The 14,877-nt window shown below is 33.1% G+C and carries 13 protein-coding genes; 2 read left to right on the top strand and 11 right to left on the bottom strand.

Annotated features, from left to right (window positions below; all coding sequences use genetic code 11):
* Positions 1–7: 7 nt before the first annotated feature.
* The 9 genes from L1276_RS05695 to murQ form a co-directional block, all read right to left on the bottom strand.
* The gene (locus L1276_RS05695) at positions 8–1,792 is read right to left on the bottom strand and encodes a cytochrome-c peroxidase (RefSeq protein WP_253786063.1); all 1,785 of its coding nucleotides are present in this window, start codon (positions 1,790–1,792) and stop codon (positions 8–10) included.
* A 68-nt stretch (positions 1,793–1,860) separates the two neighbouring features.
* Positions 1,861–3,339 carry a hypothetical protein gene (locus tag L1276_RS05690; RefSeq protein ID WP_253786062.1) on the bottom strand — a complete coding sequence of 493 codons (1,479 nt, stop codon included), beginning with the start codon at positions 3,337–3,339 and terminating at the stop codon, positions 1,861–1,863.
* Positions 3,340–3,496: 157 nt separating this feature from the next.
* The gene (locus tag L1276_RS05685) at positions 3,497–4,126 is read right to left on the bottom strand and encodes a PolC-type DNA polymerase III (RefSeq protein WP_253786061.1); all 630 of its coding nucleotides are present in this window, start codon (positions 4,124–4,126) and stop codon (positions 3,497–3,499) included.
* Position 4,127: 1 nt separating this feature from the next.
* Positions 4,128–6,050: a DUF294 nucleotidyltransferase-like domain-containing protein gene (locus L1276_RS05680; RefSeq protein ID WP_253786060.1), complete on the bottom strand. Its 1,923-nt coding sequence runs from the start codon at positions 6,048–6,050 to the stop codon at positions 4,128–4,130.
* Between the two features lie 194 nt (positions 6,051–6,244).
* Positions 6,245–6,616 carry a DNA topoisomerase IV gene (locus L1276_RS05675; protein ID WP_253786059.1) on the bottom strand — a complete coding sequence of 124 codons (372 nt, stop codon included), beginning with the start codon at positions 6,614–6,616 and terminating at the stop codon, positions 6,245–6,247.
* A 141-nt stretch (positions 6,617–6,757) separates the two neighbouring features.
* Entirely contained in the window at positions 6,758–7,333 is a 576-nt protein-coding gene (locus L1276_RS05670) for a DUF1572 family protein (protein ID WP_253786058.1), read from the bottom strand.
* A gap of 99 nt (positions 7,334–7,432) precedes the next feature.
* Positions 7,433–8,005: a pentapeptide repeat-containing protein gene (locus tag L1276_RS05665; RefSeq protein WP_253786057.1), complete on the bottom strand. Its 573-nt coding sequence runs from the start codon at positions 8,003–8,005 to the stop codon at positions 7,433–7,435.
* Positions 8,006–8,083: 78 nt separating this feature from the next.
* A complete protein-coding gene (locus L1276_RS05660; RefSeq protein WP_253786056.1) occupies positions 8,084–8,305 on the bottom strand; it encodes a DUF6095 family protein in 222 nt (73 codons plus the stop codon).
* A 122-nt stretch (positions 8,306–8,427) separates the two neighbouring features.
* Positions 8,428–9,240: an N-acetylmuramic acid 6-phosphate etherase gene (gene murQ / locus L1276_RS05655; RefSeq protein ID WP_253786055.1), complete on the bottom strand. Its 813-nt coding sequence runs from the start codon at positions 9,238–9,240 to the stop codon at positions 8,428–8,430.
* A 167-nt stretch (positions 9,241–9,407) separates the two neighbouring features.
* Here murQ and L1276_RS05650 point away from each other — a divergent pair, with 167 nt between their 5' ends.
* Both L1276_RS05650 and L1276_RS05645 read left to right on the top strand, forming a co-directional pair.
* Positions 9,408–10,547, top strand: coding sequence for an AraC family transcriptional regulator (locus L1276_RS05650; protein ID WP_253786054.1), 1,140 nt, complete (start codon positions 9,408–9,410; stop codon positions 10,545–10,547).
* A 156-nt stretch (positions 10,548–10,703) separates the two neighbouring features.
* Positions 10,704–13,091 carry a TonB-dependent receptor domain-containing protein gene (locus L1276_RS05645; protein ID WP_253786053.1) on the top strand — a complete coding sequence of 796 codons (2,388 nt, stop codon included), beginning with the start codon at positions 10,704–10,706 and terminating at the stop codon, positions 13,089–13,091.
* Positions 13,092–13,253: 162 nt separating this feature from the next.
* Here the strand turns inward: L1276_RS05645 and L1276_RS05640 are convergent, their stop codons facing one another.
* Both L1276_RS05640 and L1276_RS05635 read right to left on the bottom strand, forming a co-directional pair.
* The gene (locus L1276_RS05640; RefSeq protein WP_253786052.1) at positions 13,254–13,922 is read right to left on the bottom strand and encodes a ZIP family metal transporter; all 669 of its coding nucleotides are present in this window, start codon (positions 13,920–13,922) and stop codon (positions 13,254–13,256) included.
* Positions 13,923–14,007: 85 nt separating this feature from the next.
* Positions 14,008–14,772: a class I SAM-dependent methyltransferase gene (locus L1276_RS05635; protein WP_253786051.1), complete on the bottom strand. Its 765-nt coding sequence runs from the start codon at positions 14,770–14,772 to the stop codon at positions 14,008–14,010.
* Positions 14,773–14,877: the final 105 nt, after the last annotated feature.

Here is a 14,877-nt window from a genome sequence, read left to right as displayed (position 1 = left end):
GTAAGTTTTATTGATATCTTTTATCCGTAAGCGTTTTCATAAAAGAAACAAGAGCTTGTTCTTCTTTTACAGTTAAATTCAATTTGTCGAAAGGTAAAGTTTGATTTTCTACTTCATAACCTAAACCAATTCCGCCTCCTTTATTGTAAAAAGAAACTACTTCTTCAAGGGTTTTAAAAACTCCATTATGCATATATGGTGCGGTTACTGCAACATTTCTTACTGTTGGAGTTTTGAATGCGCCTACCAATTGTGGCATTTTGTTGTATAAAAAGCGGCCTTTATCCGGACTTAAAGATTTTCCTGAAGCTTCATTTGGAGTTCCAATAACTTCATGTTCGGTTTTAGAATAACTTGGCGGAACCGTTCCGTTAAACAAAGGTGTAAAATGGCAGGTAGCACATTTTGCTTTTCCCATAAAGAGGTTCATTCCTTCAATTTCCTGATTGTCTAAAATGTTTTTATTCCCTCTCATATATTCATCAAATCTTGAATCAAAAGAGTTTAAAGAGCGTACGTAACTGGCAATAGCATTTTGAATCTGCCAGGCTTCAGGTTTTGATGTTTTTGGATACGCTTTTTTAAACAGTTTTATATAATCGTTATCCAGCAGAATTTTAGCATGAATGTTTTCCATAGAACCATGCATTTCATCTTTATTCTGAATGACATCGACACTTTGTTTTTCTAAATCTAATTGACGCATATCCCAAAACTGAGCATTTTGCAACGAAGCATAAGTCAGTGTAGGAGTATTGCGTGCTAAATTAGAACCAGTAAGAGAAACGTTTGTTTTTAAACCATCGGTAAAAGCTTTTTCGGGATTATGACAAGTGGCACAACTTCGATCATTGTTTTTAGAAAGGCTTTTGTCATAAAATAATTTTTCGCCCAAAACTGCTTTTTCTTTGGTAAAATTATATTCCTCTGAAAGTACAAATGCATTTACATCAAAAGCTTCTTTATCGAATAAAGTTTCAATAGTTGGCTTTAAAGGATTGGTTTTCTTTACATTTTTTATATTTTCTTCTTTTTGAAAAGCTTTAAGCTGTTTTGAAATCGGATTTAGATATTCGGATATAAAAACAGCTCGGCTAAAAGCATTAAAGTTGTTGTTTTCTTTACAATACTTCTGTGCTTTTGAAGTCAGATTTTTTAATTCTTTTAATGATTTACTATTAGTATTAATTTTTTCCAAAGATTTAGGAATCGAAATTAAACTTTCTCCGGCTTCAGGAATTGATGACTGTAAAATTGGGCTGTCAAAACCTGTAATTCCTAAAGCAATAACACGAAATACATTTTGCTGAATGGCATCCAAAACATAATCATCGCTGATTGTAATAACTTCAAAAGTACTTTTTAGCTGTTTAATATTGGATTTGAAGATGTTTAATTCTCGGGTTAAATCCTCTTTGCTTTCTGCAGAATATTCAGGATAAATCATTTCTTCCATTACCTGAAATCCATGAGGTTCAAAAGACCTGTTTTCTTCTAATTCCATTTCGTCTAAAGCTGGACCGTTCATAAATCTGGCTGTTTCAGGAATAAAATATTCAATCGCCCATTCAGATTTTTTATAAATGAGACGGGATTTTTTAAACTGCTCTACGATTTCTTTTTGAGATGCATTTTGGGTTACTAATTTCTGAAACTGAACAATTTCATTATTTAGTTTGGTTAAATCAATTAATAAATCTTGTTTTACGGTTGCCTTAGAGTCTTCATTTTTCTGGCATGAAAAGAAAAAACAAAGCACTAAAATCAGGAAAGTAAAGTGTTTTAATTTCATAATAGTACTGTAATAGAAACAACCCTTATTGATAAATAAGGGTTGTAAATAGATTTTGAATGTGATTATTATCGTTGTACGTTTCTAATAATTACAGTTTGTCCTCCCTCTTTATTAGTTTGGGTTCCTGAACCGTCAGCATTTTTAAATGCATCACTCTGCCAGGTATGAGGGTGAATATTTACCGTGAAAGTATCTGGAACTCCAATGATGTCTGAAATATCTTCCATAGCACCAAATTCCCAGCTTCCAAATCTCATTTCACCAGATTGGTTGTATAAAGTATTCCAAGCCGCATCAGTTCTTTTGTGGTTCATGTTTAACCAAGGCTTGTTTTGTTTTGTAGTAATGCCGTACTGCCAGATGTATGAATCGTGTTTTGCATCGGCATAATAGCTGTCACCATCTTCCTGAATGTAAACATAGTTTTCAGTTACACATAAATTATCAGGATTGATGATTCCGGTTCCGGGAGTACTGTCGCCTTCAACAGCTAATTCTAAAGTTCCTTTAAGAGGATCTGCAGCGTCCATTTTCAATTTATAAACTCTTCCCCACATTGTATATCCTTGAACAGGAGCATTATTAGTAGCCTGACCAGTTGCTGTAAAGTAAACTTCTCGGTTGTTGCTTGCGCTGCCTTTTCTGTAATCTACATCTTCAACTCTTGAAAAACGAATCGCTTTTAAATCATTTACAGTTGTATTAATTACTGCTCCGGTTAAGTTTTTAGCATTCGGGATTTCAACAAAAGAAACCGGATATGAACTGCCTAATTTTATATCTGTTTCAACCTGATTTCCATCTGTTCTTTTCAAAGCATATAATTTCCCGTTAGATAAATCACCAACAGTACTTACATACAAAATTAATTGCCCTGCACTTACATGCGAAGTCGCATACGATTGATCTTCTCCAATTAAAATAACTGTTTTTCCTGGATAAGCTTCTTTTGGCAACGGAACAGCATTCTCCATACTTGCTTTTCCTAAAGCTGGTAAAACCCTGTCGGTTCTACTCTTATCGGTAGATAATCCTAAGGGATTAATTCCGTGAACCATACTTTCCTGACCGCTTTCTCCCGCAGTTAAAAAGATAGGGCCAAATCCGTGAATTTCCGGAGTAGCCAAAGTTGCCGAACACAAACGTGTTAAACCGCCAATTCCGTCAACTAAATAATCTCCTTTTACAGGTTTAAAAGTTTTATCTAAATAAACTCTAGAAACTGATTGAAGGATTTCGTGGTTTGTAATCATGATGTAGCCCTCACCATTTGGATTTTTCATTAATCCTGCACCATCTGGCTGAGCGCCATAAATAAATGAAGGTGATTCTGGTAAAACATCAGAACTTGCAATTAAAGTGCTGATTTTTAAGTTTTCAAAACCTGTCATTGGATAAACAAAAGCAGGAACTTTTGAATGTGAGGTAAAATCGATGCTGGTATTCACATCGTTTGAAGAATCTTTGTCATCATTCTGACAGCTGATTACAGAGAAACCTGTAATACCAAGCAGTGCAATTGATTTTAGAAAATTTAGTTTCATAACTGTTTTTTATTTTTTTTGATTAACGCAAAGCTATCTTTCAAAAACAAAATATATGTTATGCCAATTTTTTCTTATTGCTAATAAATAATAAGTTTTGTATTATTAAATGGTAAAATATGTGCTCAAATGTAAATTTAAGCTTCATAAAAATAGGTTAATTTTTAAAAAGCTGGTTTAACGAAATTGCCTTTTTCTCCCGTAATTTCTTGACAATTTTAAGGAAGGCAATGGCCGTTATGTAAGCGTCGCCTAAAGCAGTATGACGGTCTTTTTTAGAAATGTCGAATTTATCCGCCAGATCATCTAAAGTATAATGATCTTTTCGCTCGAATAAATGTGATTTTATAAGGGTCTTTTTATACAAATAAGCCGTGTCTAAAGTTTTATTGGTGAGCTGAGGCAGTCCGTTTCTTTCAAGAGCCTTATTAATCATTGTAACATCAAAAATGGTATGATGTGCAATGATAATAGAATCTCCCAAAAAAGCTGAAAATTGCTCTAAAGCCTCTAACTCAGTAGGGCGTTTAAGTATAAAATCCCTTAAAATTCCGTGAATCTGGGCTGTTGATTTATCGTAATGATCTTGCTGTAAATAGATTTCAAAACTATCCTGAACCGAAATTATTCCATTTTGCAGAGCCAAAGCCCCAATGCATAAAATTCGGTCATTTTCATAATCAAAACCAGTCGTTTCTGTATCCAGGACAACAAATCTGGTTTCTTCGATAGTGATATTTTCATCGAAGAGATTTTCTTCTTTTTTCCAAAAACTGAATAATCCCATTTTATACCAAATTTGAAATATTAAAACGTACCGAAATCAATTCCTGTAGTTCTTTAATGGTTTTAAAAGTACGTTTCAGCTTAATTTTTTCCATTTTTGATAAAGATTCTAAAGCAATAAACTGTCCCGAATCATGATGCAAAAGTCCCTGTTTGGTTCTGAATTTTAATAAAGCTTTAAACGAATACGAACACGATAAATATAATTCCCTGTTATTAGGTTCAAGCTCAGCAAGTTTCTCGAAACGTTCCGCAGTATTGCTAATCGATTTAACCGAATGAGATAAAATTAAAACCCTTGCTGCATCTGTTAAAGGCATTAATGCTCGCCTTTTAATATCAAAATTATCTTTATTGGCACCGTCTTGTTCAACTAAAAATTGTCTAAAAAAACCAGTAGGCGAAGGACTTTGCAACGCACCACTTACTAAATGCATATAAAAAATTGGATTTGCTTTAATGGTTTCAAAAATATAGTCTGATAACTGATTTACAGTTTCGGCATCGCCATACGTCATGCTGTAATCAAAAAAAATGAATGACAATAAAACCTCATTTTTTCCCGGATTTGTAATCCAGTGATGTACCTGACTTTTCCATTCGTCAAGACTCATACACCATTTAGGATTTGATGCCATCATTTCGGCCGGGCAATAATCATAACCAATATCAAAAAGACCTTTATTAACAAGTCCGGCGAATTTCTGGAAATAAATTCTCGTTTCATCTCTAAAAACCTCATTTACATTTTCGTATACAATTGCATTATCCTGATCAGTATGCAGCATTTGTTCACCGCGGCCCTGACTTCCAAGCGCCAGCCAGGCAAATTTTACCGGCGGCGGACTGCTCATTTTTTCTGTACAAATCTCAATAACACGAGTCGTACAGGCTTCGTTGAGTTCTGTTATAATTTTCGAAATCAAAGTCATCGGAATGTTTTGATCCAAATATCCTTGAAGCAATTGCATAATTCGGTTACGGATAGGTTTAATTTCCTTGGTTTTTTTAGCTCTTTTTAAAGCTTTAATTAAAACAGCAGGATTATTTCCTAAAGCCACCATTACATCATGTTTCGACAAAATCCCCACAGCTTTAGTATTAACAGTGCCGTCTTTAGTAAGACATAAATGGCTGATATTACTTTTCATCATTGCCATTTGAGCCTCTGTAACCGTCATTTTTTTAGAATACGTAATAACAGGCTGCGTCATTATCGTTTCTGCAGTTGTGGTTATCGGAAAGTCTCCGGTTACAATTTTATTTCGAAGATCTTTATCTGTCAAAATACCAATTGGCAGCATTTCATCGACAATTAAAATCGCGCCGACTTTCTTTTTGTTCATAATTCTGGCAATTTCCTTAACGGTTGTCGACGGACTGCAGGTTACGATTTTTTTTGAATATTTTATTGGGGCTAAGTCAAAAGAATCGTTGTTTGAATGACGGTTTTCATTCAACAAATCATCATCGCCGTATAATTTATCTTTATGAATATCTGAATATGGATTTCTAGTGTTCGAAGCATAACTTTCGATCAGGAAATTACCAATATTTCGATTTTCAAGCGCATAAGGTTTAAAAACCGAAATAGGAATCGCATATAAAATACTTTCTTCGTGCGCTAAAGCTTCCATAATATAGTTTTCCTGCGCCAAAAGCGGACGCAGTCCAAAAATATCGCCTTCGTCGCACATATCTAAAACCGCATTTTTGATACTTTTTTTAAGGGCAACGGCACCTTTATGAACCACATAAAAAGAATCATGAGTTTTTTCATTTTCGGCAAAAATTACGGCGTCTTTATCTTTATAGACAATCGAAATTTGTTCCGATAGCTTTTCGAGATCCATTGGATGCAGGAAACTAAAAGGCGGATAATTTTTTAAAAAGTCGGCAACTCTTTGCGAAATGGTATTTTTCATTGGGTTAGATTAGAGTTCTAAAAATACTATTTAAAATATAAACGTGAAACAAACACTAAAGTTTATTTTGTGAAAAAAGTACAAAAGAAGATAGGTGCAAAGATTCAAAGGTTTTTTGCTTTGTTAGAATAAAAAACTTTGTGTCTTAGTATTTTTGCGTCATAAAAAAAGTTCCAATTATGGAACTTTAACTTTTACTCAACTTTAAAAACTTTACCTCGTTGTTTTTCTTCAGAACCAACCATTCCAAATTCAAATGTATATGAATCTTTTGCAGTCGTTAAAATTTTCATGCTGATAGCCTTTTCTTCGGCCATGTTTTTTGGGTGTTTTTTTTGCAGTACATATTCGCAGTCGCTAACCCAGCGTATGGTCGAAGTATCTGTTTTTCCTTCAAAAGTTTCAATTTCAATGCTGTCTTTGCGTTCAAAAAAAGTTACTTTTTTTACGCCGTTTACTTCAAATTCAAATTTAAATTTTCCGTTTTTGAAATCCTTGCAATTGTGTTCGGCATTATAACAGGAAACTAAGGCCAGTACCGGAAATAAGAATAATATTTTTTTCATTTTAAATAAGTTGTTTTAGGAGCTGTTTCCTGATGGAAGCGGCATCCTTTTGTGGCGAACCCCGCCACAAAAGGATGCCGCTTCTATCAGGGCTAGAAGTATCATTTTCAAAAGATTGTTCATTCTTTATAGAGAAAATGATTATTTCAATCTCTTTAATTCATCATCGGTAAAGTTCTTGATTTCTTTTTCTTTGGCAAACTTTTCGGCGTTATAATTTCCCGATTTATTCTTCGGAATTGATAAACTTTCCCAAGAAGTATTTTTCAGTTGTTTGGCATAAAAAACAATCTGACCCACATGATATGGATAATGAGCCAATTGTCTGTTTATAGCTTCAATAACCGTGTGGCCTTCGTTTCTAATATAAATAATATCCGAAAGCTGTTCAGGGTTTAAATTCTCCAAAGCATTTTCTAAACAATTCCAGCCTTTGTTCCAAAGTTCAAAAACTTCTTCTTTTGATTGTAGATCATTTTCAAATTCAGCATCTCTGTTTCTCCATTCTTTTTCACCGTCAGACGTTAAGAAATCCGTCCAACGCGAAAGCATATTGCCTGAAATGTGTTTTACAATTGTGGCAATGCTGTTTGTGTCTTCATTTATGGCGGCAAAAAGCTGTTCCGGTTCTAGTTGGTTCATTGCTTTTTCTCCCAGCATTTTATAATATAAAAACTGCTTTTTAACGCTTTCTAAATAGGATTCAGTTAAGTTCATGACTATATTTTTCTTGCCACGAATTACACAAATTTATATGACGGTTCAAAATGATTAAAAAATCATAATTCGTGCAAATTCGTTAATTATTGGAATTTTCTACACAATTTTAATATCGTATTTATCTAAAAGACCTACAATTCCCTGAGTTGAGAATTGGGCTTTTCGCATGGCATTAAATTCAGGATCAATTTTATAATTGTAAGCCGTTCTAAAATCGACTGCTGCCAATTGTGTTTCATTAAAAATAGCTCCGTCTAAGTTGCAATTGTCAAAAACAGAACTCGTTAAATTAGTCCCGACAAAAGTCACTTCGCGAACTGAAGAATTAATAAATTTTGTTTTTGGCATTTTTTTGTTTGAAAAAACAGCATAATCTAAAGTGCAATCTTCAAAATATACCTGAAATAAAAAATCGTCACATTCATTAAAAGCGATTCCAAGAAGTTTACAGTTTTTAAAAGTCACATTTTTTAAACTCGTTCCTGCTAAACTTGTCATAGATAAGTTACAGTCAATAAATTCGCAGTCTAAAAAAGAATTGGAGTTAAAATTACTATTCGAAAAATCACAGTTTTTAAAAACACAATCTTCAAACTCCCGATTGTTTATTTTTTTATCGATATAAACAACTTTCTCAAATGTTTTCTGAATGTGAATTATTTCTTCCATTTCTTTAAGCTAATGTTTTTGATTATAGTAAACGCGACAGGTTTTTAAAACCTGTCGCGTTTGTATTATATAGCAGATTTAGTCATTAAATATACCCTTCATAATGATTTTCAATCCTAAGAAAATCAAAACCATAGAGCTCAAACAAGCGACAATTCCAATTCCTAAAACTAAGTAATGCCAATTTGTATGCTGGTTCATAAAGGCATTGTAAATCAACGATGGCCCAATAAACATTAAAGGCAGAGCGCCTGTTAGATATTTAATTCCTTTTCCTAATAATTCCTTGTTTGTTGCCATTTTTAAAATTTGTTTCAGGTTTTCTTTGTTTCAAGTTTCATGTTTGAAAATCTTTGCACACTTTGTGTAAAACCCTTGCGATCTTCGGTTAAAGATGCATTTCACATTTTACAGAAAACCTTTTACTTACTATAATTGTCGACAGCATTTCTCACACTGCCATATTTTTTCAATAAATCCGAAGCTTCATCATAAGAAACAGGAATTTCTCCCATAATCATTTTTACGCCTCGATCAACCAGTTTTATGTTACTTAACTGCATGTCGACCATTTTGTTGCCTTTTACTTTTCCAAGCTGAATCATCGATGCAGTCGAGATCATATTTAAAACCAATTTTTGAGCGGTTCCGGCCTTCATTCTGGAACTTCCGGTAACAAATTCTGGGCCGACTACAACTTCAATAGGGAATTTTGCCGTTAATGCCAGCGGACTTCCTGCATTATTGGTTATACAACCCGTAACAATATTCTTTTGGTTACAAGTTTCCAAACCTCCTATAACATACGGAGTTGTTCCAGAAGCGGCAATCCCAATAACCACATCATTTTGATTGATATTATGAGCTTGTAAATCAATCCAGGCTTGCGTTGCATTATCTTCGGCATTTTCTACCGCACGACGAATAGCAGTATCACCGCCTGCAATTATGCCATTTACTAAATCAAAAGGAACACCAAAAGTAGGAGGACATTCAGAAGCATCTACAACGCCCAGACGGCCGGATGTTCCGGCGCCTATGTAAAATAAACGACCGCCTAATTTTAGTTTTGTTACTATTTGTGGTATCAAAGCTTCAATTTGGGGTAAGGCTTTTTCGACTGCAAACGGAACAGTTTTGTCTTCTTGATTAATATTCTCCAGCAATTCATGAACAGACATTTTTTCCAAATGCTCATATTTTGATGCTAGTTCAGTAGTTTTCGTAAATGTCATTTTAGTGTTATTTAGACCAGTCAAAATTAATATTTTTTATCTCAATCTCGCAAAGTCTCAAAGATTTATACTCTTTTTTTTCTTCTATTTTTTCTCTATAAGGACGGTTTTCATGAAGCTTTGTTACAAAAACTAAAATATTATATTTGTTTAATATTTGTAAACAAATGGATAAACTAAGTTTTTTGAATGGTATTGCCTGGATAGCTGTTTTTGTTTCCATGCTTCTGGCTTTTTTTTTATTTACTGTAAAAACCGAAAATAAACTCGCTAACCGTTTATTTGCTTTCTTTTTCATTTTATCTGCGATTGATCTTAGCGGCTTTTTTTTCTATGAATTTATTGATGGACAATTAGATGTAGAAGTTTTTAGATGGACTACCTGCCTATTAGGAATGCCTCTGTTTTATTTATTTGTACTCGCGGTATGTTATTCTGATTTTCGATTACAATGGAAACATTTATGGCATACATTTCCATTTCTGGCTGTTAATTTAATTTTTGTTCCAAGATTTTATCTGGCTGGTGAACTAGAGAAAATTCTGTTTTTTAAAGTACACAATCAAATGCCTGAAATGTTGATTTTTCATTCAATTGTAGAGATTCAGTACATATTTTATATTGTAGGTGTGTTTTTAATTTTAAAGAAATACAAAGAACTTTATTTAGAGAATTATGCCAATACCGGTTTTTCAACTTACAAATGGCTTTTTCAAATGACTACGGTTTTCCTTATTGCACATATTATTGTCGTTTTAAAAACTTTATTGCGATACACTGATTTTAATGAAACCTTTATTTGGGCCAATGTTTTAGTTGGGAGCATTGCTTTATTGATTACCTGCTGGTTTATAATGAAAGCTTTAAATCATCCGGAACTTTTTAGGGGAATAAATTCTAAATTGAAGCTGGCAAAAGATATTCTGCCGGAAGGCGAACAAAAAACAGAAACTGGAAACGTTCAAAATGATTTGATTAACTCTCAAATATCGGTTTTAAGGCAATATATGACGGAGAACGAACCTTATCTCGATCCGTCGCTTACTATACAGGAATTGGCCAATCAAATTAATATTCCAGTTCGGGATTTGTCGGTTTTGATTAATCATCATATCGATCAGCATTTTTTTGATTTTGTAAACGAATATCGCATTCAAAAAGCCATGAATATTTTAAAAAATCCCTTTAAAAAAGATCTCACAGTTTTAGAAATCTTATATGAAGTGGGTTTTAATTCAAAATCATCGTTTAATACTTCTTTTAAAAAATATACCAATTTAACGCCAACAGCTTATAGAAACAGTTGAAAGTGAGTATTTTGTAAAAAGTCGTACTTCATAACCAATAAAGTCGAACCAATTTCGGGATTAGAAAATGGTTCGACTTTTTTTTGTCGGTCGCGCAGGGAGATTTTCTAAGGCAACTTTGCTTCAAATTAATCGAACAAGTTAAAATTAGAAATTATGAAAAAGTCAAATCTCCTTATCTTTTTATTATTGCCTTTGTTTTGTTTAGCGCAGTCAACTTTAAAATTAAAAGGGAAAGTGTCAAATGAAACTGCAAATTTGCAATGGGCAGATGTTTCCATATTCAATTCAGAAGGAAAAATAATCGATGGAACAACAACGAAACAAGACGGAACTTTTGAAATCAATCTTAAAAAAGGAATTTATAAAATTGGAATCAGTCTTTTGGGATTTTCAGAATATGAAAAAGAAATTTCGATAGAAAAAGATACCGATTTAGGAATTCTTATTTTGAAAGAAACAACAACCCATTTGGGAGAAGTTGTGATTAAAAACAAAAAGAAAACGGTAGAACAGAAAATCGATCGTGTAGTTTATAATGTAGAAAATAATATTTCGGTTGCTGGGGGAGATGCGCTTGCAGCAATAAATACAGCACCAGGCGTTGTAGTAAAGAACAGTACAATCAATATTTTAGGCAAAGGCACATCAAGAATCATGATCGATGGCAGAATGATTGAATTATCCGGTGAAGAATTGAATAGTTTCCTGAAAGCAATTTCGGCAAATGATATTAAAAGTATTGAGGTTATAGCAAATCCGCCGGCAAAATATGAGGCGAATGGAACAGGCGGCATTATCAATATTATTTTGAAAAAAGGAATGCGCGATTCATGGAAAAACGCGACAACAATGTCTTACGACCAAAATAAGTACGGAATTTATACTTTAAGAAACAGCTTTTTCTACAACAAAAATAAATTCCGATTTGCTTTCAGTGGCAACGGGCGTATTGGAAATACAAACAATACAGAAGATTTAGATATTTATTATCCAACTGGACTTTGGGAATTAAGAGATGTTTCTAGACAGAAAGAAAACAGTATTTCTGGCCGTTTTTCTTTAGATTATGATGTTTCGGACAAAACGACAATCGGGTTTCAATATTTAAACGAAAGTTACAATCCTGATATGAATTCGAATACGGTTATCAAGATTTTTAATTCTTCAAATTCAGTTGATTCGCTGTTGGTTAATAAAGGTTTTAATGATAAATATTCAGGAAGTCAGACTTATAATGCGCATTTAATTTCAAAATTAGATTCAATTGGAAGAAAAGTCAGCGTTGATTTAGATTATTTCTCTTACGATTCAAAATTCGATAAAAACTTCGTTGCCAAATCCTACTCGACAGGCGGAACATATCAAAATACCAATCAATCAGCGCGAAATAACTCAAACCAGAATATTGATAATTTTAGTTTAAAAGCGGATATGGAACATCCAATGAAAGCTTTTGATTTGTCTTACGGAGGAAAAGTAAGTTTTATAAAAAGCAACAGTGATGTGTTTTATTACAATACTATTTCTGGAAACGAAGTTTTAGATCCAAATCAGTCGAATGTGTTTGAATATAAAGAGAATAATCAGGCGGTTTATATTAATGGCAACAAGAAATTAAACGATAAATTCTCTGTTCAATTGGGTTTAAGATTAGAAAATACGCAGACAAACGGTTATTCTGAAACTTTAAATCAGGAAGTAAAAAATGAGTATTTAAAATTGTTTCCAAGCGTGTATCTGGATTATCAATTGAATGACAATCACGGTTTTAATTTTACTTACGGAAAACGTATTAATCGTCCGGGTTTTGGATTATTAAATCCGTTTCGATCTTACATTAATAGTAATAGTTATTCAGAAGGAAATCCGTTTTTAAGACCTTCTTTTAGCAATAATTTTGATTTTACGTATTCATTTAAAAAGAATTTAAGAACTAATATTTTCTTTAACAGAATGACGAATGGTTACGGTGTTGTTTTTACTTCTGATCCTGAAATTAATACGCAGGTTATAACAAGAGAAAATTATTTTGATGAAAGTTCCTTTGGAATTGGAGAAAGTTATTCGGCTGAAGTTACAAGCTGGTTTGAAACGCAGACTTCGATTTATCTTTTGGGTTCAAAAACTTCATTTATTTCGAATATAAATGCGGTTCCGTCAAATACTGAACAAGTTTATTTTACAACCGAAAATACTTTTTCGCTGCGTGAAACTACAAAACTGCAATTGGAATATTTTTACAGTTCGCCTTTCAAAAAAGGTTTGTATGAAATAGGGTATATGTCGGGTTTGAATCTATCGGTAAGACAAAGTTTCCTGAAAAACAATTTACAGTTGACTTTTTTGGTTAATGATATTTTTAATACTTCGTATTTAAAAGGGTATAAATCGATTGTAAACGGCGTAACTCAGGTTTACAGTCAAAATGAAAGTAACAGATTTGCCAGATTATCTGTAACTTATAATTTTGGGAATAAGAAAATTAAAGTTCAGGAACGCGATTTTGGAAATAAAGAGGAGAAAAAACGAACTGGGAAATAATTAGAGAATTAGTCGATTTGATAATTAGATAATTCAAAGCTCCAGAGGAGCGGCATATTTTTAAATAATGTATGTTCGCTCCTCTGGAGCTTAAAATCAGGGGTAAATAATTGCTATATATATTCTGCTTCTCTGGAGCATTTTTTTATTAAATCGCCCAGATTATAAAAAGAATGCCAATAGGATTCCGAGAACGATCATCGAAACTTTGGCGATATTAAATTTATGTCCTTCGCTGCTTTCAAAAATAATGGTTGACGAAATATGGAATAAAATACCAATTACGATTGCGGTTATTTCTGTATAATAATCGTTTAAAATTGGGAGATATTCAGATGCCACTGTTCCAAGCGGTGTCATAACAGCGAAAGTGAGCATAAAAGCAAAAATGGCTTTTTTGTTAAGATCGGCATTGATGAAAAAAGTGGTTAAAATCACGGCAATTGGCAAATGATGAATGGCAATTCCAACAGCTAAATCGTGATGGTGACTTACCGGAAAACCTTCTAAAAAGGCATGAATGCATAAACTGATGAAAAGTAACCACGGAATCTGCGTCATTTTTGCATGGCCGTGAACGTGTCCGTGTTCGGCTCCTTTTGAGAAAAATTCCAAAATGATCTGAAATAAAATCCCCACCATTATAAACACACCAATTTTATGATTGTGAGTGCTGTAAACTTCGGGCAGAAGATGCATTACAGTTAACGATAACAAAAATGAACCGCTGAATGCGAGCAGTAATTTTAAATTGCTTTTGTTTTCTGGTTTTATAAACAAAGCCACACTATATCCTAAAAGTACAGAAAATAAGGGTAGTAAATAGTTCATTTTTAGTTTGTTTAATCGTTTTTTTTATTGTTTAATCGCTGTATTTGTTTAACGGTTAAACAAATAAACGGTTTACCAATTAAACCTATTTAAAAATCATGATTAATCTTTCGCTTTCGGTTTTATGGAATTTTTTAAGCTTGTAATCTCCAAAAATATCTAAAAGATAAATTCCTGCTTCGTCCATTAAATCCTGAAAATCTTTTAAGGTTAACGCTTTTACTTTTTCAGTAAAATGATATTTTCTGCCTTGGTCTTCAAAGTCAATTTCTTTTAAAATATGTCCGTCTTCAACATATCTTTTAATATGAAAATCAATTTCGTCAACGGTTTTTATTTCTTCGGGAACCAGAGTTTCAATTACCTGAGTTACGTTCATGAAATCGATCACGGCAAAACCATATTCGGATAAACTTTCTTTGACTGCTTTAAGAGTTGTCAGGTTGTCTTCGTCGTTTTCGAAGTAACCAAAACTGGTAAAAAGATTAAAAATAGCATCGAATTTTTCTTCAAAAGGTTCGCGCATATCGTGCACTTTAAAATGAAGGTGTTCGTTGCTGTTTTTACTGGCTTCGGCAATGCTGTTTTCAGATAAATCAGCACCTAAAACGTTATAACCTAATTGGTTTAGGTAAATAGAATGGCGTCCTTTTCCGCAGGCTAAATCAAGCACTTTCGCTTTTTCAGGAAGATTTAAGTAATGCGTTAAATTATCCATGAAAATCTGAGCTTCTCTATAGTTTCTATCCTTGTATAAGATGTGATAATATGGAGTATCAAACCATGATGTAAACCAGTTTTCGGTATTTCTATCCTGATTTGGTGTTGATGAGTTCGTTGCGTCAGACATTTATTCTATTTCAATTAATATAAAGTCCGGCAAATTTAGTGTATTTTTGCCGAAAAATAACTATTTCGCGAGGATACCTAAATAAATGGTAAAGATGCACTGCAG

The organism is Flavobacterium sp. HSC-32F16 (assembly GCF_024171645.1).
GTDB lineage: Bacteria > Bacteroidota > Bacteroidia > Flavobacteriales > Flavobacteriaceae > Flavobacterium.
This window is presented reverse-complemented; position numbering and strand designations above follow the sequence as displayed.

Excerpts from the sequence above, each read along its gene's own strand:
- L1276_RS05695 (WP_253786063.1), bottom strand. The coding sequence starts at position 1,792 with ATGAAATTAAAACACTTTACTTTCCTGATTTTAGTGCTTTGTTTTTTC.
- L1276_RS05690 (WP_253786062.1), bottom strand. The coding sequence starts at position 3,339 with ATGAAACTAAATTTTCTAAAATCAATTGCACTGCTTGGTATTACAGGT.
- L1276_RS05685 (WP_253786061.1), bottom strand. The coding sequence starts at position 4,126 with ATGGGATTATTCAGTTTTTGGAAAAAAGAAGAAAATCTCTTCGATGAA.
- L1276_RS05680 (WP_253786060.1), bottom strand. The coding sequence starts at position 6,050 with ATGAAAAATACCATTTCGCAAAGAGTTGCCGACTTTTTAAAAAATTAT.
- L1276_RS05675 (WP_253786059.1), bottom strand. The coding sequence starts at position 6,616 with ATGAAAAAAATATTATTCTTATTTCCGGTACTGGCCTTAGTTTCCTGT.
- L1276_RS05670 (WP_253786058.1), bottom strand. The coding sequence starts at position 7,333 with ATGAACTTAACTGAATCCTATTTAGAAAGCGTTAAAAAGCAGTTTTTA.
- L1276_RS05665 (WP_253786057.1), bottom strand. The coding sequence starts at position 8,005 with ATGGAAGAAATAATTCACATTCAGAAAACATTTGAGAAAGTTGTTTAT.
- L1276_RS05660 (WP_253786056.1), bottom strand. The coding sequence starts at position 8,305 with ATGGCAACAAACAAGGAATTATTAGGAAAAGGAATTAAATATCTAACA.
- murQ (WP_253786055.1), bottom strand. The coding sequence starts at position 9,240 with ATGACATTTACGAAAACTACTGAACTAGCATCAAAATATGAGCATTTG.
- L1276_RS05650 (WP_253786054.1), top strand. The coding sequence starts at position 9,408 with ATGGATAAACTAAGTTTTTTGAATGGTATTGCCTGGATAGCTGTTTTT.
- L1276_RS05645 (WP_253786053.1), top strand. The coding sequence starts at position 10,704 with ATGAAAAAGTCAAATCTCCTTATCTTTTTATTATTGCCTTTGTTTTGT.
- L1276_RS05640 (WP_253786052.1), bottom strand. The coding sequence starts at position 13,922 with ATGAACTATTTACTACCCTTATTTTCTGTACTTTTAGGATATAGTGTG.
- L1276_RS05635 (WP_253786051.1), bottom strand. The coding sequence starts at position 14,772 with ATGTCTGACGCAACGAACTCATCAACACCAAATCAGGATAGAAATACC.